Raw genomic sequence first — 20,004 nt, 5'->3', positions numbered from 1 at the left:
AGCCGCTTCGCGCCCCATCGCCGGCAAGCCGGGCTCCCACAGGTCATCCACAAGCCTGAATATCGTGGTTTACCTGTGGGAGCCCGGCTTGCCGGCGATGGGCTGCGAAGCGGCCCCCGAAGTCGGCGCTGCGCAATGCCGGAACCGCGTAAACCAGGCGACAACGCCAGTTCCTTTTCCCACTACCCTTGTAGACCGTCTTTTCTACCCCCATATTGGGGCGACTGACGCGTGAAGGAATACATCTTGAGCGACCTCCTCAACCGCCGCCTGAGCCTGCTCGGCGCCAATCTCCCCCTGCTCAAGCAGTGCCTGCACGGTATTGAGCGCGAATGCCTGCGCGTGACCGACGAAGGTCGCCTGGCCCAGACCCCGCATCCGCAAGCACTGGGATCGGCGCTGACCAACGAGCAGATCACCACCGATTATTCCGAGTCGCTGCTGGAGTTCATCACCCCGGCCCTTCCCGACCCGGCCAAGGTGCTGGAAAGCCTCGAAGAGACCCACCGTTTCGTCTACAGCAAGCTGGGCGACGAATACCTGTGGAGCCCGTCGATGCCCTGCACGCTGCCGGCCGAGGAGGACATCCCGATCGCCGAGTACGGCAGCTCGAACATCGGCAAGCTCAAGCACGTCTACCGCAAGGGCCTGGCCCTGCGCTACGGCCGCACCATGCAGTGCATCGCCGGTATCCATTACAACTTCTCGCTGCCCGAAGCGCTGTGGCCGTTGCTGCGCGCCGCAGAAGGCGGCAGCGAGAGCGACCGCGACTACCAGTCGTCGGCCTATATCGCGCTGATCCGCAATTTCCGCCGCTACAGCTGGCTACTGATGTACCTGTTCGGCGCCTCGCCGGCCCTGGACAAAGGCTTTTTGCGTGGCCGCCCGCACCAGCTCGAAGAGCTGGACGCCGAAACCCTGTACCTGCCCTACGCCACCAGCCTGCGCATGAGCGACCTGGGCTACCAGAGCAACGCCCAGGCCGGCCTCACGCCGTGCTACAACAACCTGGCCAGCTACACCGACAGCCTGCGCAAGGCGGTGGGCACGCCCTACCCGCCTTACGTCGAAGTCGGCACGCACGTGGATGGCGAGTGGGTACAGCTGAATACCAACATCCTGCAGATCGAAAACGAGTACTACTCGAACATTCGCCCCAAGCGCGTCACCTACACCGGCGAGCGGCCGATCCAGGCCCTGACCTCGCGCGGCGTGCAGTACGTGGAAGTGCGTTGCCTGGACATCAACCCGTTCCTGCCGGTGGGCATCGACCTGACCGAGGCGCGCTTCCTCGACGCGTTCCTGCTGTTCTGCGCGCTGGAAGACAGCCCGCAACTGGACAATGGCGAATGCGGCCAGTGCACCAACAACTTCCTGACCGTGGTCAAGGAAGGCCGGCGCCCGGGCCTGGAACTGCACCGCAATGGCCAGCCGATCGGCCTGAAGGCCTGGGCCAGCGAGCTGATCGAGCGTATTCGGCCACTGGCCGATCTGCTCGACCAGGCGCAAGGCGGTGCAGAACACGGCAAGGCCCTGGATGCCCAGCAGGCCAAGGTCGACGACGCCTCGCTGACCCCGTCGGCCCAGGTACTGGCGCGCATGACCGAGCATGACGAAAGCTTCGTCAAGTTCTCCCTGCGCCAGAGCCGCATCCACGCCGAAACCTTCCGCGAACAGCCACTGCCGGTCGAGCGCCAGCAGGCCTTCGAAACCCTCGCCCGCGACTCGCTGGCCGAGCAGTCGCGCCTGGAACAGCAGGAAGTCGGCGACTTCGACCTGTTCGTCGGCGCCTACCAGGCCAGCATCCTGGCGATCAGCAACTGATGACCCGCACTGCCACCCCGCGCAAGCCGCGCGCCAGCAGCCAGGCCAGGATCGAGGCGATCCTGGCGGCTGCACGCGAGTTGCTGGCCGAGCTGGGGGTGGCGAGCCTGTCGATCTACAGCGTGGCCGAGCGCGCGCAGATTCCACCGTCGTCGGTGTACCACTTCTTCGCCAGCGTACCGGCGCTGCTGGAGGCGTTGACGGCCGATGTACACCGGGCCTTCCGTGAAGCGCTGAGCGCGCCGATCGACAGCAGTGCGTTCAACACCTGGCACGAACTGTCACGGCTGATCGAGCAGCGCATGCTGGATATCTACAACGAGGACGCCGCGGCGCGGCAACTGATCCTGGCCCAGCATGGCCTGAGCGAAGTGGTGCAGGCCGACCGGCAGCACGACATGGAACTGGGCGACTTGATGCACAAGTTGTTCGACCAGCACTTTCATCTGCCAGTGATGCCGGCGGATGTGGATGTGTTTGCCCTGGCCATGGAGTTGAGTGACCGGGTGTATGCGCGGTCGGTGCAGCTGCATGAGGCGATCACCCCACGCATGGCCGAGGAAGGCAAGCGAGTGTTCGAGGCGTATCTGGGGTTGTATCTGCCGCCATTTCTGGCCAAGCGTTCCAGCTGAGATCATTGGGGCCGCTGTGCGGCCCTTCGCGGGCACGCCCGCTCCCACAGGGTCCGCGCAAAACCTGAAACCTGCGCAGTACCTGTGGGAGCGGGCGTGCCCGCGAAGGGCTGCAAAGCAGCCCCATGGCCCACACCCATCACAGCTTGGCGATGGACACTTCAGTCGACTTCACGAAGGCAATCACTTCACTGCCCACCTGTAGCTCCAGCTCGCGCACGGAGCGGGTGGTGATGACCGAAGTGACGATGCCCGAGGCGGTCTGCACGTCGATTTCCGACAGTACCGGGCCTTCCAGGATTTCCTTCACGGTGCCTTTGAACTGGTTGCGAACGTTGATGGCTTTGATGGTCATGATTTGATTCCTTCTCTATGGCTTCAGTCTGGTAAGTGAGTCAGTGCGCCCAACGCAGTTGCGTGGGCAAAGGGGCTACAGGATCCGGCTCGGGCGCAGCGCCCGGGGCCGACAGAACACGGTTGAGCACTTCGCTTTCCAGCGCGGCCAGGCGGTGCGAACCACGCGCCCGAGGCCGTGCCAGGTCGACAGTGAGGTCGAGCCCGACCTCGCCGTCCTCGATCAGGATCACCCGGTCAGCCACGGCGACTGCCTCACTGACATCGTGGGTAACCAGCAACACGGTGAAGCCGTGCTGACGCCACAGGCGTTCGATCAGTTGCTGCATCTCGATACGGGTCAATGCATCCAGCGCACCGAGCGGCTCGTCCAGCAGCAGCAGGCGCGGCTGGTGAATCAGCGCCCGGGCCAGGGCCACACGCTGCTTCTGGCCACCCGACAGAGCCGCCGGCCACTCATTGGCGCGGTCGGCCAGGCCAACCGACTCCAACGCTTCCAGCGCACGCGGGCGCCAGTCGCCAGACAGGCCCAGGCCAACGTTGTCGATCACCTTCTTCCATGGCAGCAGGCGCGCGTCCTGGAACATCAGGCGGGTTTCTTCGCGGGCCTGCTCCAGCGGCGCGGCACCGGCCAGCAACTGGCCTGCAGTGGGCTGGTCGAGACCGGCCAGCAGGCGCAGCAAGGTGCTCTTGCCGCAGCCACTACGGCCGACGATGGCGACGAACTGGCCGGCAGGAATATGCAACTCGATACCCTTCAGTACCTCGCGCTGGCCAAAGGTCTTGCGCAGGCCGCTGGAAGCCAGCGGGATGCCACGCAGCAGGCGTGGCGGCTGTTCTTTGAGTACGGTCATGCGCCCTCCTTCTTCGCCACTTGATAGGCCGGGTGCCAGCGCAGCCACACACGCTCCAGGCCGCGGGCGGCGAGGTCGGCAAGCTTGCCGAGCACCGCATACAGGACGATGGCCAGCACCACCACATCGGTCTGCAGGAACTCACGGGCGTTCATCGCCAGGTAACCGATGCCGGCATTGGCCGAAATGGTTTCGGCAACGATCAGGGTCAGCCACATGAAGCCCAGGGCAAAGCGCACGCCTACCAGGATCGAAGGCAATGCCCCGGGCAGGATCACCTGGCGGAACAGGCTGAAGCCGGACAAGCCATAGCTGCGCGCCATCTCCACCAGCGCCGGGTCGACGTTGCGGATGCCGTGGTAGGTGTTCAGGTAGATCGGGAACAGCGTGCCCAGCGCGACCAGGAAGATCTTTGCCGACTCGTCGATACCGAACCACAGGATCACCAGCGGGATCAGCGCCAGGTGCGGCACGTTGCGGATCATCTGCACCGAGCTGTCGAGCAGGCGTTCGCCCCAGTTCGACAGGCCGGTGATGAAGCCCAGCACCAGGCCGATGCTGCCACCGATGACGAAGCCCAGCCCGGCACGCCAGCCACTGATGGCCAGGTGGGTCCAGATCTCGCCGCTGCGCACCAGCTCGACGCCGGCGCTGACCACGGCGCTGGGCGCGGGCAGGATGCGCGTCGACAGCCAGCCGGCGCTGACCGCCAGCTGCCAGGCAGCCAGCAGCAGTACCGGCAGCGCCCATGGCGCCAGGCGCTGGCCAAGGTTGTTGGAAGTTGCACGACTCATGGCCTGGCCCTCAGCTCTGCGCAACGGACTTGGGCAGGATGTCGTTGGCCACCATTTCGCCAAACGGGCTCACATAACCACCGGTCTTGGCTTGCTCCGGGCGTTGCACATCCAGGTGCGGGAACAGCAGCTCGGCCACCCGGTACGACTCTTCCAGGTGCGGGTAGCCGGAGAAGATGAAGGTATCGATGCCCAGCTCGGCGTATTCCTTGACCCGCGCCGCGACGGTCGGGCCATCCCCCACCAGCGCGGTACCGGCACCACCACGCACCAGGCCGACACCGGCCCACAGGTTGGGGCTGACTTCCAGCTTGTCACGGTTGCCGTTGTGCAGGGCGGCCATGCGTTGCTGGCCGACCGAGTCGAAGCGCGCCAGCGAGGCCTGGGCGCGAGCGATGGTGTCGTCGTCCAGGTGCGAGATCAGCTTGTCGGCAGCGGCCCAGGCTTCTTCGTTGGTTTCCCGCACGATCACGTGCAGGCGGATACCGAAGCGCACTTCGCGGCCCTGGGCGGCGGCTTTCTCACGCACCTGGGCAATTTTTTCAGCGACCGCACTCGGCGGCTCGCCCCAGGTCAGGTACAGCTCGACCTGCTCGGCGGCCAGGTCCTGTGCGGCTTCGGAGGAACCGCCGAAATACAGTGGCGGGCGTGGTTGCTGGATCGGCGGGTAGAGCAGCTTGGCGCCCTTCACCTGGATGTGCTTGCCGTCGTAGTCGACCACCTCGCCTTCCAGCACCTTGCGCCAGATACGGGTGAACTCCACAGAGGCTTCATAACGTTCCTGATGGTTCAGGTGCAGGCCGTCACCGGCCAACTCGTCCGGGTCGCCACCGGTCACCAGGTTGAACAGCGCGCGGCCGTTGGACAGGCGATCAAGGGTTGCTGCCTGGCGTGCCGCCACGGTCGGCGAAATGATCCCGGGGCGCAGGGCGACCAGGAACTTCAGGCGCTGGGTCACCGGGATCAACGATGCCGCGACCAGCCAGGAGTCCTCGCAGGAGCGCCCGGTAGGGATCAGCACGCCACCAAAGCCGAGCCGGTCGGCCGCCTGGGCGATCTGCTGCAGGTAGCCATGGTCGACGGCACGCGCGCCATCGGAGGTGCCCAGGTACTTGCCGTCACCGTGGGTAGGAAGGAACCAGAAGATGTTAAGGCTCATTGGAGTTGTCTCCTCAAGGGGGCTCAGCCAGGGCGGCGCCCCGGCGCAGGCAAATCAATCAAGGCGCACTGGCGACCTTGGCCGGGGGTGTCCAGATCACGTCCTTGACGCTCAGCGGCTTGGGAATCAGCTTCAGTGCCTGGAACGTGTCGGCGATCTTCTGTTGCGCGGCTACCACTTCCGGGGTGAGCGGCGCGGCACCGTAGCCTTGGCGCTTGACCGAGGTCAGGGTGATGTCGGCAGGCAGGCCGAGCAGCGGCGCGACCTGGTCGGTCACTTCCTGCGGGTTGGCCTGGGACCATTGACCTACGGCACGCACTTCTTCGATCAGGGTGTTGATCACCGCCGGGTGCTGGGTCGCGTAGTTGCGGGTGGCCAGGTAGAACTGATGGTTGTCGACCAGGCCCTTGCCGTCACGCAGGGTATGAGCCTGCAGCTGTTTCTCGGCGGCAGCCTGGTACGGGTCCCAGATCACCCAGGCGTCCACGCTGCCGCGTTCGAAGGCGGCGCGGGCGTCGGCCGGGGGCAGGTACACCGGCTGGATGTCGCTGTATTTCAGGCCGGCGTCTTCCAGGGCGCGAACCAGCAGGTAGTGAACGTTGGAGCCTTTGTTGAGGGCGACTTTCTTGCCCTTGAGGTCTTTGACCGACTGGATCGGCGAGCCCTTCGGCACCAGGATCGCCTCGCTGTGCGGCGCTGGCGGCTCGTAGGCGACGTACAGCAGGTCGGCACCGGCGGCCTGGGCGAACACCGGCGGGGTTTCACCGGTGACGCCAAAATCGATGGAGCCGACGTTCAGCCCCTCAAGCAACTGCGGGCCGCCGGGGAACTCGGTCCATTGCACCTGCACGCCCTGCTCGGCCAGGCGCTTTTCCAGTGTGCCCTTGGCCTTGAGCAGCACCAGGGTGCCGTATTTCTGGTAACCGATACGCAGGCTCTCGGCCTGGGCTTGGGTGATGGCGCCGAAGGACACAGCCGCCGCAAACAGGGCGACCAGACCGCGACGCAAGAAGACTGTGCGCATGGCGCTCTCCTGTGCGAGTGGGTTCGGGTTGCACCTGCTTGCCTCGTTGTCGGGCGAGTAAGGTGGTAAAGCGGGTTGGGCCGGTCAGATGCTCCAGCGAGCACTGATCAGGCGTTCGTTCAATACGCCGGGGGCCACGGGGCGCGGCCGACGGGCCAGTGCAACGTGGAAGGTTTCCAGCGCGTCCTGCAGGCGTTCTTCCAGCGCCGCTACCAGCTGCGCGGGCCTGGAGCCTTCTGCGTAGGCGACCTGGCTGTCGTCGGCGAAGATCCCTTGCAGGGTCTCTTGCGCCTTGAGTGCCGACAGCACGGGTTTCAGTGCGTAATCCACCGCCAGCATGTGGGCGATGCTGCCGCCGGTGGCGATCGGCAACACGATCTTGTGTGCCAGGGCGCGTTCGGGCAGCAGGTCGAGCAAGGTTTTCAGGGCACCGGCGAACGAGGCCTTGTAAACCGGCGTGGCGACGATCAGGCCATCGGCCTGGGCCACCAGCTGCTGGAAGTGCTGCACCTGCGGGCTGTCGAATCGGGCGTGCAGCAGGTCTTCGGCGGGAAAGTCACGTACCTGGAATGTCACTACCTCGACGCCACGGTCCTGCAGCCACTGGCGAGAACGCTCCAGCAGCACGCCGGAGCGTGAACGGGTACTGGGGCTACCACCGATTGAGACGACCAGCATTGCAGCGCTTCCTTGTGTTCTGTTGGAGGTGACATTAACAGTCGCCGCATATATCTAGAAATCATATTTTTTCATTTGTTTATTCCATTTTTATCAATCTCCTGTTTTGGCCCTTTCGCGGGTAAACCCGCTCCCACAGGTACCGTACAAGGCCTAGGACTTGCACTATCCCTGTGGGAGCGGGTTTACCCGCGAAGAAGCCCACGCAGTTTCAGCAGGCAAAAAAAAGGGCCGTCGAAACGGCCCGAATATCCCTGCTTTGGCTAAGAGCAATGCAACGAGGAATCCTTTAACGATTGGGCTGCGGGGTCAGCCGCAGATAGGGTTTGACCGCCCGGTAACCTTTGGGGAAGCGCTGCTTGATCTCTTCCTCGTCCTTCAGCGAGGGCACGATTACCACGTCGTCACCGTCCTGCCAGTTACCTGGTGTGGCGACCTTGTGGTTGTCGGTCAGCTGCAGCGAGTCGATCACCCGCAAGATTTCGTTGAAGTTGCGCCCGGTACTGGCCGGGTAGGTGATGGTCAGGCGCACCTTCTTGTTCGGGTCGATGACGAACAGCGAGCGCACGGTCAGGGTGTCGCTGGCGTTCGGGTGGATCAGGTCGTACAGGTCGGACACCTTGCGGTCGGCGTCGGCAATGATCGGGAAGTTGACCACGGTGTTCTGGGTTTCGTTGATGTCATCGATCCAGCGGTGGTGCGAATCGACCGGGTCCACCGACAGGGCGATGGCCTTGACCCCGCGTTTGGCGAAATCGTCCTTCAGCTTGGCGGTAAGGCCCAGTTCGGTGGTGCACACCGGGGTGAAGTCGGCCGGGTGGGAGAACAGCACCCCCCAGCTGTTACCCAGCCACTCGTGGAAGCGGATCTTGCCTTCGCTGGAATCCTGTTCGAAATCGGGGGCGATATCGCCGAGTTTTAGGCTCATGGGCTGCGGCTCCTGTGCTGGGTTCTGTACCGTGTGGGTTCAATGTGCCTGCATTCGATTAAAAACAAAAAGAATAAATACTGATTTGTTTATAACCATAAGGCATACGAAATCGCAGACACAAAAAAGCCTCGCACTAGGCGAGGCTCCTTGTTCAGCTACGGCTTACAGGAAGTTGTAAGTGTAGTTCACGATGAAGCGAGTCTGGTCTTTGTCACCGATGCTTTCGCCGCTACCACGGTAGACACCCTGACGCAGGCTGAAGCCCAGGCCTTTGAGGGAGCCTTGCTGAATGGTGTAGTCGACGCGTGCGTCACGTTCCCATTCGTTGTAGCTGCCGTCGCCCGACTTGTTACGGATGTCGTCACCACGCAGGTAGGCCACCGAAGCCTTCAGGCCTGGAACGCCCAGGGACGCGAAGTCATAGGAGTACTGACCGAAGGTGGTGTTCTCACCGGCACGAGCGAACTGGTTGATCATGCTGTCGGTGAACAGGTAGAAGCTTGCGCCGCCATTGCCTTCCAGCGAGGAAGTGGCGCCGTCCTTGCGGACGCTACCTTGGTTCAGCCAGACGAAACCACCATCGTCACCCACTTGCTGGTGACCGAGCATCAGCGCGTGGCCACCCAGGGTGTAGGTGAACATGGCGCTCCAGGTCTTGTTGTCGACCTCGCCCCCGTTCTTCGCGTAGCCACCGTTGTTGTCGAAGGCGTAACCGGTCTCGCCATTCTTGCCGTCGCTGCGGCTATCGAAGTAGCGCAGGTCGGTCTTGAACGACTGGTTGTCGGCGATCTTGAAGACGTGGGTAGCACCCAGGAAGTGCTGCTTGTAGAAGTCTTCCAGGTTCGAGTAGTAGTACTGCAGGGTCAGGTCTGGAGTGAGCTTGTAGTCACCACCGGCGAACTGGAACTTGTTGCTGTCGCGGAAGGCGCCAGAAACGGAAAGACCGGTACGGTTGCTCGAAGCACGACCCATGGCGTGGGTCAGTTGACCTGCGTTGAAGGTCAGGTTGTCGATTTCCTTCGACTGGAGGGTGCCGCCCTCGAAGGTCTGCGGCAGCAGACGGCCATCGTTGGAGACAAGGATCGGCAGCATAGGCGCCAGGGCGCTACCGTAGTGGACCTCGGTCTTGGAGAAGCGAGCCTTGGCGTTACCACCAATGCGTGCCCAGTTGTGGACTGCCGAACCATCGGAGTCGCTTGGGAAGAAGGTGTTGTTGGCATCTGGGCGGCTACCACGGCCACCATCCAGGTGAATGCCCCACAGTGCCTGAACGTCGACACCAAAACCTACGGTGCCTTCGGTGAAGCCAGACAGGTAGTCGAGCTTGAAGCCCTGACCGCTTTCTTTCTGGTCGATACCGCTTTCGCGGTTGTCGTCGTTGAAGTACATGGTGCGCGAGCTGAGCGACAGTTTGCTGTCTTCAACGAAACCGGCAGCGCCTGCTTGTTGGGCGAGAACCCCCAGTGCCACGGCCAGGGCCAGGCTGGACTTGTACATGTTTTGCTCCTCTACGTTCTAATTCTTGTGTATCTCTGGCGGTGGGATCTGCTGCCCCGCTCACCGTGGATTGGCGATTTAGTCCCAAAGCGTGACCGTTTAGTCAATCGTTTCTAAACGTTTCGCGACTTTGGTCTAAGACGCCACCTGCGCTACAGGATAATGACAATCCTATAAATCCAAAATGACCGTTTTATGAATTGGTAAGATTTTTAAGGAATATGTTAGGAACTGTTACTGCGATTCGTTAGCAGCAGCTCGCTTTTCATAACCGCTGGTTATTTGCAAACGTTTGCTCATAACCTAATTCCGTATCGTTCTATCGGGACGAAAAAGCCTAGCAGCACTCTCGGATTTCGCCATTGAGCGAAATCACCGGCCCTCCCTGCTAACGCGCCCCCTGTAGGAGCGGCCTTGTGTCGCGATGGGGTGCGAAGCAGCCCCAAAATCTCAGCTAACGCCGCATAAATTGCCGGGGCCGCCTTGCGGCCCATCGCGACACAAGGCCGCTCCTACAGGGATCGCGTAAAGGCAGGCGGTGATTTCAAACAATTGGCTCCTAAGCTAATGCAAAAAAGTTATTTATTTTACTTTTCTTAGATCATTTAGCCTTCTCGCCATCCATCACATCGATTGCCTGACGAGAGGTTCACCATGATCCCGCACGCTCCGCTGCGCCTGTTCGCCGCCCTGACCCTCGCCAGCGCCAGCTGGTTGGCCCAGGCTGCCGACCTGACCGTGGCCTACCAGACCACCGTCGACCCGGCCAAGGTGGCGCAGGTCGATGGCAACTACGAAAAAGCCAGCAAGGCCAGCATCGACTGGCGCAAATTCGACAACGGTGCCGATGTGATCACCGCCGTAGCCAGCGGCGATGTACAGATCGGCTACCTGGGCTCCAGCCCGCTTGCCGCCGCAGCCACCCGCAAGCTGCCGGTCGAGACCTTCCTGATCGCCACGCAGATTGGCGCCGGTGAAGCACTGGTCGCCCGCGACAGCATCAAGACGCCGCAAGACCTGGTTGGCAAGAAAGTCGCCGTGCCGTTCGTCTCCACCGGCCACTACAGCCTGCTGGCAGCGCTGAAGAGCTGGAACATCGACCCGTCCAAGGTGCAGATCCTCAACCTGGCGCCGCCGGCGATCATTGCCGCCTGGAAGCGCGGCGACATCGACGCCACCTACGTCTGGGACCCGGCCCTGGGCGTGGCCAAGGAAAACGGCAAGGTGCTGATCACCTCCGGCGAGCTGGCCGAGAAAGGCGCACCGACCTTCGACGCATGGATCGTGCGCAAGGACTTTGCCGCCAAGCACCCCGACGTGGTCAAGGCCTTTGCCAAGGTCACCCTCGACGCCTACGCCGACTACCGCAAGAACCCGCAAGCCTGGCTGGCCAACCCCGACAACGTGAGCAAGCTGGCCAAACTGTCTGGCGCCAAGCCTGCTGACATCCCGGTGCTGCTGCAGGGCAACGTCTACCCGCTGGCCGCCGACCAGGCCAATGCACTGGGCGCACCGACCACCCAGGCGCTGACCGACACGGCCACCTTCCTCAAGCAGCAAGGCAAGGTCGACGCGGTGCTGCCGGACTACTCCCCGTACGTCAGCGCCCAGTACCTCCCCAACTAAGCCTGTAGAAAACCGACCGGAGCCTGCCATGGCCTTGCTCGAACTGGAGCGCATCAGCGCACAGTACCCCGGTGCCGAAACCCCGGTACTGGCCGACATCAACCTGAGCCTGGGGCCACGCCAATTGCTGGTGGCCCTGGGGCCTTCCGGCAGCGGCAAGACCTCGCTGCTCAACCTGATCGCCGGCTTCGTCGCCCCCAGCGGCGGGCGCATCACCCTGGACGGCGTGCCCGTCCAGGGCCCCGGCGCCGAGCGCGGCGTAGTGTTCCAGGACGATGCGCTGCTGCCCTGGCAGAACGTGCTGGGCAACGTCGCATTCGGCCTGGAACTGGCCGGCGTGCCCCGCGCCGAGCGTGAAGCCAAGGCCCGTGAAATGCTGGCCCTGGTCGACCTCGACGGCTTTGGCGAGCGGCGTATCTGGCAATTGTCCGGTGGCCAGAAGCAGCGCGTGGGCCTGGCCCGGGCGTTGGCAGCCGACCCACGGGTGTTGCTGATGGACGAGCCGTTCGGCGCACTTGATGCCTTCACCCGCGAGCAGATGCAGGAGTTGTTGCTGCAGGTATGGCAACGCACCGCCAAGCCGGTGTTCCTGATTACCCACGACATCGAAGAAGCAGTGTTCCTCGCCAGCGAGCTGGTGCTGCTGGCGCCCAACCCGGGGCGCGTGGTGGAGCGCCTGCAACTGGACTTCGGCCAACGCTACGCAGCCGGTGAACCGGCGCGGGCGATCAAGTCCGACCCGGCCTTCATCGAAACCCGCGAGCACGTACTGGCGCGGGTGTTCTCCCAACGTCAAAGCCTGCAGGAGCGCGCATGAGCAGCCTGGACCTGCCGGTCGCCGGCAAACGCAACACCCAACCCCGGTCAGCCACCAAGCTGCGCCGCCCCCTGCCCACCCGCTGGATCAGCACCCTGACCCTGGCCAGCCTGCTGTTGGCCTGGTGGCTGGTGACCGCGGCCGGCTGGATCGAGCCGCTGTTCCTGCCCTCGCCCGCCGACATCCTGGCCAAGGCCGGGACCCTGCTGACTCAAGGCTACATGGATGCCAGCCTGTGGCAGCACCTGGGTGCCAGCCTGGGGCGCATCGGCGTGGCCCTGCTTGCCGCCACCCTCACCGCCATCCCGGTGGGTATCGCCATCGGCTACAACCGCGTGGCCCGCGGCATTCTCGACCCGCTGATCGAGTTCTACCGGCCGATCCCGCCGCTGGCCTACCTGCCGCTGATCGTCATCTGGTGCGGCATCGGCGAGCTGTCCAAGGTGCTGCTGATCTACCTGGCAATCTTCGCCCCCATCGCCATCGCCACCGCCACCGGCGTGCGCACGGTCGACCCGGCCAAGCTGCGTGCCGCGCAGTCGCTGGGCGCGACCAAGGCCCAGCTGATCCGCCACGTGATCCTGCCCAGCGCCCTGCCCGACATCCTCACCGGCATCCGCATTGGCCTGGGGGTTGGCTGGTCGACCCTGGTGGCCGCCGAGCTGATCGCCGCCACCAGCGGCCTGGGCTTCATGGTGCAGTCGGCGGCGCAGTTCCTGGTTACCGATGTGGTGGTACTGGGGATCCTGCTGATCGCGCTGATCGCCTTCGCCCTGGAAATGAGTCTGCGTGCCCTGCAACGCAAACTGGTGCCTTGGCACGGGCAGAGCCACTGAATCCTGTTGACCACGCCAGCAGCCTGGCGCCTGATTGAAGAGACCGACATGAGCCTGACCATCACCCCCCTCAGCCCGGCGCTTGGCGCCCAGATCAGCGGCGTGGACATCAGCCGCGATATCACCGTCGAAGAACGTGACGCCATCGAGCAGGCGCTGCTGCAACACCAGGTGCTGTTCTTCCGCGACCAGCCGATCAACCCGCAGCAGCAGGCACGTTTTGCCGCCCACTTCGGCGACCTGCACATCCACCCGATCTACCCCAACGTGCCGGAAACCCCGCAGGTGCTGATCCTCGACACGGCGGTTACCGATGTGCGCGACAACGCCGTGTGGCACACCGACGTGACCTTCCTGCCGACCCCGGCCCTGGGCGCGGTGCTCAGCGCCAAGCAGTTGCCGGCCTACGGCGGCGACACCCTGTGGGCCAGCGGCATCGCTGCCTTCGAAGCCTTGTCGGCGCCGCTGCGCGAGCTGCTCGACGGGCTGACCGCTACCCATGACTTCACCAAGTCGTTCCCGCTGGAGCGCTTTGGTACCACGCCGGAAGACCTGGCGCGCTGGGAAGCAACCCGGCGCAACAACCCGCCGCTGTCGCACCCGGTGGTGCGCACGCATCCGGTGAGCGGGCGCAAGGCGTTGTTCGTCAATGAGGGGTTCACCACGCGCATCAATGAGCTGAGCGAACTGGAAAGCGAGGCACTGTTGAAGCTGCTGTTTGCCCATGCGACGCGGCCGGAGTTCAGCATTCGCTGGCGGTGGCAGGAGAATGACGTGGCGTTCTGGGACAACCGCGTGACCCAGCATTTTGCCGTGGATGACTACCGACCGAACCGGCGGGTGATGCATCGGGCGACCATCCTTGGGGATGCGCCCTTCTGACAGGGACCTGGGGAGGCCTTCGGCCTCCTTTCGCGACACAAGGCCGCTCCTACAGGGGAACGCGATTTCCTGTAGGAGCGGCCTTGTGTCGCGATGGGCCGCAAGGCGGCCCCAGCAATCTAGCGGACCAGATGCAGGTACTGCATGTGCCGTTCGTACTGGTCGAGGATGTCGTTGATGATCTGCTCCTTGCTGTAGCCCACCAGGTCATAGTTCTGGCTGCCTTCGCTCAGGTGCACCTCCGCCCGGTAGTAACGGCGGTTCTTCAACTCTTGCGTACCCAGCCCACCCAGGGCGAACGATGGCGTGAAGTAGCCACGCATCTGCACCTGGTAAATGAACGGCTGTTCCTCGCCATGGCCAATCTTCAGGCTGACGTTGTCGTGGCTCGGGTCGTCCTGGGTAATCAGCACCAGCCCCTTCTGTTCGAACACTTCACGCACATCGGCAATTGCCGGGCGCACCACGTCGTCCATGAAGCGGTACACCTCATCACGCGACGGGAAGTGCACCGCCTGGCTCAGGCGCTGGCGCCAGCCACCACGGCCGCGGCGTGACTGGGCGAACGGGGCCAGCGAATGCATCTGCGCAATCTGCCGTTGCGACTCCAGGTAGAACGCCTTGTGCAGCCCCCACATCATGCACAGCAGGATCAGCGAGAACGGCAGCGAGGTCAGCACCACCGCCGATTTAAGCGAATCGATGCTGCCGGCGAACAACAGCGCACTGGTGATCAGCGCCGTCATCGCGCCCCAGAAGATGCGCAGCCAGTTCGGCCCGTCCTCGTCTGCATCACCACCCTTGGCCGACAAGGTCGACAGCACCACGGTGCCCGAGTCGGCCGAGGTGACGAAGAACACGAAACTGATGAACACCGTCATGGCGATCACCGTCTTGCTCCAGGGGTAGGTCTCCAGCAGCAGGTACAGGCTCATCGACGGGTTATCCAGCGCCGACTGGCCCAGCGCGGTCATGCCGTGGTTGATGACCTGGTCCAGGGCGCTGTTGCCGAAGATCGACATCCACGCCAGGGTAAAGCCCAGCGGAATCAACAGCACACCAAAGACGAACTCGCGGATGGTGCGGCCACGGGAGATGCGGGCGATGAACAGGCCCACGAACGGCGCCCAGGCAATCCACCAGGCCCAGTAGAACACCGTCCAGCCGCCCAGCCAGTCGCGGTTCTCGCCGTAGGCATAAACGTCGAAGCTCTTGCGCGGCAAGGCACCCAGGTAGTCACCGAGGTTCTGGATCAGCGTGTTGAACAGGTGCTGGGTAGGCCCGGCGAACAACACGAACAGCAACAGCGCGCAGGCCAGGAACAGGTTGATGTCGCTCATCACCCGCACGCCCTTCTCCACCCCGGCCACGGCCACGGCCACCGCCGCGCCCATCATCAGGGTGATGAGCAGCACTTGCACCCACTGGCTGTGGTCGATGCCGAACAGGTAGTCGAGGCCGGCGTTCAGGTGCAGCACGCCAAAGCCCATGTCGGCGCCCAGGCCGAACACCGTGGCGATGATGCCGAAGCCGTCCACTGCATAACCGATCGGCCCGTTGATGCGCTTGCCGATCAGCGGGTACAGCGCCGAACGCAAGGCCAGCGGCAGGTTGTGCCGGTAGGCGAAGTAGGCCAGGGCCATGCCGACGAAGGCGAACACGCCCCAGCCATGCAGGCCCCAGTGCAGGAACAGGATCTGCATCGCCTGGCGCCCGGCCTCGGCCGTACCCGCTTCGCCCTGGGGCGGCTGCAGCATGTGGGTCAGGGGTTCGGACACGCAGAAGAAGAACAAGGTGATGCTGATGCCGGCGGCAAACAGCATGCCGGCCCACGACAGGTAACTGAACTCGGGCTCGTCGTGGTCGGCACCGAGCTTGATCTTGCCGTAGCCGGACAAGGCGGTGACCACCACGAAGACCAGGTACAGCGTCATCGCCAGCATGTAGTACCAGCCGACCGTGTTCGCCGCCCAGTTCTGCGCCGCCAGCAACCAGTCGCCTGCTGCTTGCGGGAAGGAAATAACCACCAGGCCGAAGATGAGGATGAAACTTGCCGCGAAATAGAACACCGGGGGGTTCATGCGGATCTTGCCATTGGCAAGGGAAGGGGTCGGTGCACTCATTGGGGGCGCACCTCGTCGAATGACGTAAGGCTCGGAATGAACGGGTTCAGCAAAGGAATCCTCCTGTTGAACACCGGCAGCGGACCAGCGTTTTTTCATTGAACAAGCGTTCAAGTTAAACATGGATCGGATTTCAATGCGAATTGGGGCGCTGATTGGTGCCCTCCTGTTCCGGCCCTTTCGCGGGTAAACCCGCTCCCACAGGTACTGCACAGGATTCAAAATCTGTGGGGGCCCTGTGGGAGCGGGTTTACCCGCGAAGAGGCCGGTACAGGCCAAGGAAATGCCAGATCAGTTCTTGTCCTGGCAATCCAGCTGCAGGTTGGCCTGGGTAATGTTGCTCTCGGCCGGCACACTTCGGGTCAGCCACACATTGCCGCCAATGGTCGAGCCTTTGCCGATGGTGATCCGCCCCAGCACCGTGGCCCCGGCATAGATCACCACATCGTCCTCGACGATCGGGTGGCGTGGCAGGCCCTTGTGCAAGGTGCCCGACTCATCGCTGGGGAAGCGCTTGGCGCCCAGGGTCACTGCCTGGTAGATGCGCACGCGCTCGCCGATGATCGCGGTTTCGCCGATCACCACGCCGGTACCGTGGTCGATGAAGAAGCTCGGGCCGATCTGCGCCCCGGGGTGAATGTCGATCCCCGTCGCCGAATGCGCCAACTCCGAGCTGATCCGCGCCAGCAGCGGCAGGCCGGCCTGGTACAGGTGGTGCGCCAGGCGGTGGTGGATGATCGCCAGGATGCCTGGGTAGCACAGCAGGACTTCATCGACACTGCGCGCCGCCGGGTCGCCGTGGTAGGCGGCCAGCACATCGGTGTCGAGCAGCACGCGCAGGCCCGGCAGGGCGGCGGCGAAGCCCTGCACCAGGCTCAGCGCATGGGCATCGACGCCGGCCAGCTCGCCCTTGCTTTGCCGTGCGGCGTAGCGCAACTCCAGGCGGGCCTGGGCCAGCAAGGCGGTCAGCGCGGCATCCAGGGTATGGCCGACGTAGAAGTCTTCGCTTTCTTCGCGCAGGTCGACCGGGCCAAGGCGCATGGGGAACAGTGCGCCGCACAGTTGCTCCAGGATGTGCCGCATCGCTTCGCGTGAAGGCAGCTCACGCCCGCCCTGCTCGCCGCTGCTGCGGCCATTGCGGGTACGCCATTGCTCACGGGCACCGCGCAGGCCGGTGACGATGCTCTGCAACTGCCAGTGCCCGGGTGAAGGTTGTTCGCTCACGGTTTTCTCCTGCCTGAGTAGGCCAAACTCATTTTTATTTGCAGGTCCGGCCTCTTCGCGGGCTCGCCCGCTCCCACAGGGACTGCACAGGTTTCGATGCCTGTGCGGTCTCTGTGGGAGCGGGTTTACCCGCGAAAGGGCCGAACCTGCCTACATGCAATCCACTCTACGGCAAATCCATCCCTTGGAAAAAACAACGCTTTATTCCATCCTGCGCTAAGTCAGGCATAAGCCGCGATGACGGAGCAGGCAACCTCGCCTACCCTCAAAGCAGCCAGCACCTGGCAAAAACCAAAAAGGAAATAACAAAATAATTTTTTAGTATTTCCTGGCCTAAGCAGCCGACCCTATAGTCGCCACCCACCACTTACACAACAAGCGCGGGGCTCTGAAATGTCGAAATTCGCCAAACCGCTACTCAACGCCAGCCTGGCACTCCTGCTGGGTGCCGGCCTGCTCGGCCAGGCCTTCGCCGGCGAGCAGCTGAAGACCATCCAGGAAAAAGGCGTGATCAACGTCGGCCTCGAAGGCACCTACCCACCGTTCAGCTTCCAGGACGAAAACGGCAAGCTGACCGGCTTCGAAGTGGAACTGTCCGAATTGCTGGCCAAGGAGCTGGGGGTAAAGGCCAAGGTGCAGCCGACCAAGTGGGACGGCATCCTCGCCGCACTGGAGTCCAAGCGCCTGGACGTGGTGATCAACCAGGTGACCATTTCCGAAGAGCGCAAGAAGAAGTATGACTTCTCCGAGCCTTACACCATCTCCGGCATCCAGGCGCTGATCCTGAAGAAGAAGGCCGAGCAGCTGAACATCCACAAGGCCGCAGACCTGGCCGGCAAGAAGGTAGGCGTGGGCCTGGGCACCAACTACGAGCAATGGGTCAAGAAGGACGTGCCGCAAGCCGATGTGCGCACCTATGAAGACGACCCGAGCAAGTTCGCCGACCTGCGCAACGGCCGCATCGACGCCATCCTGATCGACCGCCTGGCCGCGCTGGAATACGCGCAAAAAGCCAAGGACACCGAACTGGCCGGCGATGCCTTCTCGCGCCTGGAAAGCGGCGTGGCCCTGCGCAAGGGCGAGCCGGAACTGCTGGCAGCGATCAACAAGGCACTGGACAAGCTCAAGGCTGACGGCACGCTGGCCAAGCTGTCCGAGAAATACTTCGGTGCCGATGTCACCAAATGATTGCTGAAAGCCTGCAACTCGTTGTCGACTCCGCGCCCTTCCTGCTGAAGGGCGCGGGTTATACAGTGCTGCTCAGTGTTGGCGGCATGTTCTTCGGCCTGCTGCTGGGCTTTGCCCTGGCACTGATGCGGTTGTCGAAGATCTTGCCGCTGAACTGGCTGGCGCGGGTCTACGTGTCGTTCTTCCGCGGCACGCCGCTGCTGGTGCAGCTGTTCGTCATCTACTTCGGCATGCCGCAGATCGGCATCGAGCTCGACCCGATCCCGGCCTCGCTGATCGGCCTGTCGCTGAACATGGCCGCCTACATCTGCGAAATCCTGCGCGCGGCGATTTCCTCGATCGACCGTGGCCAGTGGGAAGCCGCCGCCAGTATCGGCATGACCCGCGTCCAGGCCATGCGCCGGGCGATCCTGCCCCAGGCCTTGCGCACCGCACTGCCGCCGTTGGGCAACAGCTTCATCTCGCTGGTCAAGGACACCGCCCTGGCGGCGACCATCCAGGTGCCCGAGCTGTTCCGCCAGGCCCAGCTGATTACCGCGCGCACCTTCGAAGTGTTCACCATGTACGTGGCGGTGGCGGTCATCTACTGGGTGCTGTGCAGCATCCTCGCGCACTTCCAGAACCGCATGGAAGCGCGAGTCAACCAGCATGACCAGGAGCATTGAGCATGATTGAAGTCAAAGGCCTGACCAAGCGGTTCAAGGGCCAGACCGTGCTCAACGGTATCGACCTGACCGTGCAGCCCGGCGAAGTGGTGGCCATCATCGGCCCCAGCGGCTCGGGCAAGACCACCTTCCTGCGTTGCCTCAACCTGCTGGAAACACCCGATGCCGGGCAGATCCAGATTGGCGACATCAGCATCGACGCCAACCGCCCGCTGGGTGGGCAGCAAAGTGCGATTCGCCGCTTGCGCCAGCAGGCCGGGTTCGTGTTCCAGAACTTCAACCTGTTCCCTCATCGCACCGCCCTGGAAAACGTGATCGAGGGGCCGGTGATCGTCAAGAAGACGCCCCGCGAGCAGGCCATCGAACTGGGCCGGCGCCTGCTGGCCAAGGTTGGCCTGGCGGGCAAGGAAGATGCCTACCCGCGGCGCCTTTCCGGTGGCCAGCAGCAACGGGTGGCCATCGCCCGCGCCCTGGCCATGGAGCCGGAGGTGATCCTGTTCGACGAACCGACCTCGGCGCTGGACCCCGAACTGGTGGGTGAAGTGCTGGCGACCATCCGCGGCCTGGCCGAGGAGAAGCGCACCATGATCATCGTTACCCACGAGATGAGCTTTGCCCGCGATGTGGCGAACCGGGTGATCTTCTTCGACAAGGGCGTGATCGTGGAACAGGGCGAGGCCAAGGCGCTGTTTGCGGCGCCGAAGGAAGAGCGTACCCGGCAGTTCTTGCGCAAGTTCCTGGGGACTGCTGCCTCCGAATAGGCACGCACATACACAGATCCCTGTAGGAGCGGCCTTGTGTCGCGATGGGGCGCGCAGCGGCCCCAGGCTTTCAGCATTACTGCCGAGATTGCCGGGGCTGCTTTGCAGCCCTTTCGCGACACAAGGCCGCTCCTA

The 20,004-nt window shown here is 63.4% G+C and carries 19 protein-coding genes; 9 read left to right on the top strand and 10 right to left on the bottom strand.

Annotation, left to right across the window (positions count from 1 at the left end; translation table 11 throughout):
* Positions 1-246 precede the first annotated feature (246 nt).
* The gene (gshA, locus tag ABNP31_RS01175; RefSeq protein ID WP_075044319.1) at positions 247-1,824 is read left to right on the top strand and encodes a glutamate--cysteine ligase; all 1,578 of its coding nucleotides are present in this window, start codon (positions 247-249) and stop codon (positions 1,822-1,824) included.
* Complete coding sequence (locus ABNP31_RS01170) at positions 1,824-2,456, top strand: TetR/AcrR family transcriptional regulator (RefSeq protein WP_025337328.1); 633 nt, start codon at positions 1,824-1,826, stop codon at positions 2,454-2,456. The genes gshA and ABNP31_RS01170 overlap by 1 nt, the downstream gene beginning before the upstream one ends.
* Positions 2,457-2,595: 139 nt before the next feature.
* Here ABNP31_RS01170 and ABNP31_RS01165 read toward each other — a convergent pair whose 3' ends face one another.
* The 8 genes from ABNP31_RS01165 to ABNP31_RS01130 form a co-directional block, all read right to left on the bottom strand.
* Positions 2,596-2,811: a TOBE domain-containing protein gene (locus tag ABNP31_RS01165; protein ID WP_003255829.1), complete on the bottom strand. Its 216-nt coding sequence runs from the start codon at positions 2,809-2,811 to the stop codon at positions 2,596-2,598.
* Positions 2,812-2,851: 40 nt separating this feature from the next.
* Entirely contained in the window at positions 2,852-3,664 is an 813-nt protein-coding gene (gene ssuB / locus ABNP31_RS01160; RefSeq protein ID WP_013970450.1) for an aliphatic sulfonates ABC transporter ATP-binding protein, read from the bottom strand.
* The gene (ssuC, locus tag ABNP31_RS01155) at positions 3,661-4,458 is read right to left on the bottom strand and encodes an aliphatic sulfonate ABC transporter permease SsuC (RefSeq protein ID WP_039614250.1); all 798 of its coding nucleotides are present in this window, start codon (positions 4,456-4,458) and stop codon (positions 3,661-3,663) included. The genes ssuB and ssuC overlap by 4 nt, the downstream gene beginning before the upstream one ends.
* Positions 4,459-4,468: 10 nt before the next feature.
* Positions 4,469-5,617, bottom strand: coding sequence for an FMNH2-dependent alkanesulfonate monooxygenase (gene ssuD, locus ABNP31_RS01150; RefSeq protein ID WP_025337326.1), 1,149 nt, complete (start codon positions 5,615-5,617; stop codon positions 4,469-4,471).
* A gap of 58 nt (positions 5,618-5,675) precedes the next feature.
* Positions 5,676-6,641, bottom strand: coding sequence for a sulfonate ABC transporter substrate-binding protein (locus ABNP31_RS01145; protein WP_085664168.1), 966 nt, complete (start codon positions 6,639-6,641; stop codon positions 5,676-5,678).
* Between the two features lie 84 nt (positions 6,642-6,725).
* Positions 6,726-7,319, bottom strand: a complete 594-nt coding sequence (gene ssuE, locus ABNP31_RS01140; protein ID WP_024087992.1) for an NADPH-dependent FMN reductase — start codon at positions 7,317-7,319, stop codon at positions 6,726-6,728.
* A 289-nt stretch (positions 7,320-7,608) separates the two neighbouring features.
* Positions 7,609-8,247 carry a peroxiredoxin gene (locus ABNP31_RS01135; RefSeq protein WP_013970445.1) on the bottom strand — a complete coding sequence of 213 codons (639 nt, stop codon included), beginning with the start codon at positions 8,245-8,247 and terminating at the stop codon, positions 7,609-7,611.
* A 165-nt stretch (positions 8,248-8,412) separates the two neighbouring features.
* Positions 8,413-9,747 carry an OprD family porin gene (locus ABNP31_RS01130; RefSeq protein ID WP_025337324.1) on the bottom strand — a complete coding sequence of 445 codons (1,335 nt, stop codon included), beginning with the start codon at positions 9,745-9,747 and terminating at the stop codon, positions 8,413-8,415.
* A 654-nt stretch (positions 9,748-10,401) separates the two neighbouring features.
* Between ABNP31_RS01130 and tauA the strand changes: the two genes are divergently transcribed.
* From tauA to tauD, 4 genes are read left to right on the top strand one after another with little or no spacing between them, the layout of a single operon-like run.
* Positions 10,402-11,373, top strand: a complete 972-nt coding sequence (gene tauA, locus ABNP31_RS01125) for a taurine ABC transporter substrate-binding protein (RefSeq protein WP_075044315.1) — start codon at positions 10,402-10,404, stop codon at positions 11,371-11,373.
* Between the two features lie 28 nt (positions 11,374-11,401).
* Positions 11,402-12,190, top strand: a complete 789-nt coding sequence (gene tauB / locus ABNP31_RS01120) for a taurine ABC transporter ATP-binding subunit (protein WP_075044314.1) — start codon at positions 11,402-11,404, stop codon at positions 12,188-12,190.
* Positions 12,187-13,026: a taurine ABC transporter permease TauC gene (gene tauC, locus ABNP31_RS01115; RefSeq protein WP_085618356.1), complete on the top strand. Its 840-nt coding sequence runs from the start codon at positions 12,187-12,189 to the stop codon at positions 13,024-13,026. Before tauB ends, tauC begins: the two co-directional genes overlap by 4 nt.
* A gap of 48 nt (positions 13,027-13,074) precedes the next feature.
* Positions 13,075-13,908, top strand: coding sequence for a taurine dioxygenase (gene tauD / locus ABNP31_RS01110; protein WP_238067146.1), 834 nt, complete (start codon positions 13,075-13,077; stop codon positions 13,906-13,908).
* Between the two features lie 119 nt (positions 13,909-14,027).
* On the opposite strand, the gene betT is transcribed toward tauD, so the two are convergent.
* Both betT and epsC read right to left on the bottom strand, forming a co-directional pair.
* Complete coding sequence (gene betT, locus ABNP31_RS01105) at positions 14,028-15,989, bottom strand: choline transporter BetT (RefSeq protein WP_238067660.1); 1,962 nt, start codon at positions 15,987-15,989, stop codon at positions 14,028-14,030.
* Between the two features lie 333 nt (positions 15,990-16,322).
* Positions 16,323-17,255 (bottom strand): serine O-acetyltransferase EpsC, encoded by a 933-nt coding sequence (epsC, locus tag ABNP31_RS01100; RefSeq protein WP_085618358.1) that lies wholly within the window; start codon positions 17,253-17,255, stop codon positions 16,323-16,325.
* A gap of 393 nt (positions 17,256-17,648) precedes the next feature.
* On the opposite strand from epsC, the gene tcyJ reads away from it, so the two are divergent.
* From tcyJ to tcyN, 3 genes are read left to right on the top strand one after another with little or no spacing between them, the layout of a single operon-like run.
* Complete coding sequence (gene tcyJ, locus ABNP31_RS01095) at positions 17,649-18,443, top strand: cystine ABC transporter substrate-binding protein (RefSeq protein ID WP_003257420.1); 795 nt, start codon at positions 17,649-17,651, stop codon at positions 18,441-18,443.
* The gene (gene tcyL, locus ABNP31_RS01090) at positions 18,440-19,108 is read left to right on the top strand and encodes a cystine ABC transporter permease (protein ID WP_025337317.1); all 669 of its coding nucleotides are present in this window, start codon (positions 18,440-18,442) and stop codon (positions 19,106-19,108) included. Before tcyJ ends, tcyL begins: the two co-directional genes overlap by 4 nt.
* Before the next feature lie 2 nt (positions 19,109-19,110).
* Positions 19,111-19,869: an L-cystine ABC transporter ATP-binding protein TcyN gene (gene tcyN, locus ABNP31_RS01085; protein ID WP_013970435.1), complete on the top strand. Its 759-nt coding sequence runs from the start codon at positions 19,111-19,113 to the stop codon at positions 19,867-19,869.
* Positions 19,870-20,004: the final 135 nt, after the last annotated feature.

It is taken from the genome of Pseudomonas asiatica (genome assembly GCF_040214835.1).
GTDB classification, from domain to species: Bacteria; Pseudomonadota; Gammaproteobacteria; order Pseudomonadales; family Pseudomonadaceae; genus Aquipseudomonas; species Aquipseudomonas putida_Z.
Note: the sequence above shows the minus strand (reverse complement) of the source record. Positions and strands in the feature narration are given on the sequence as shown.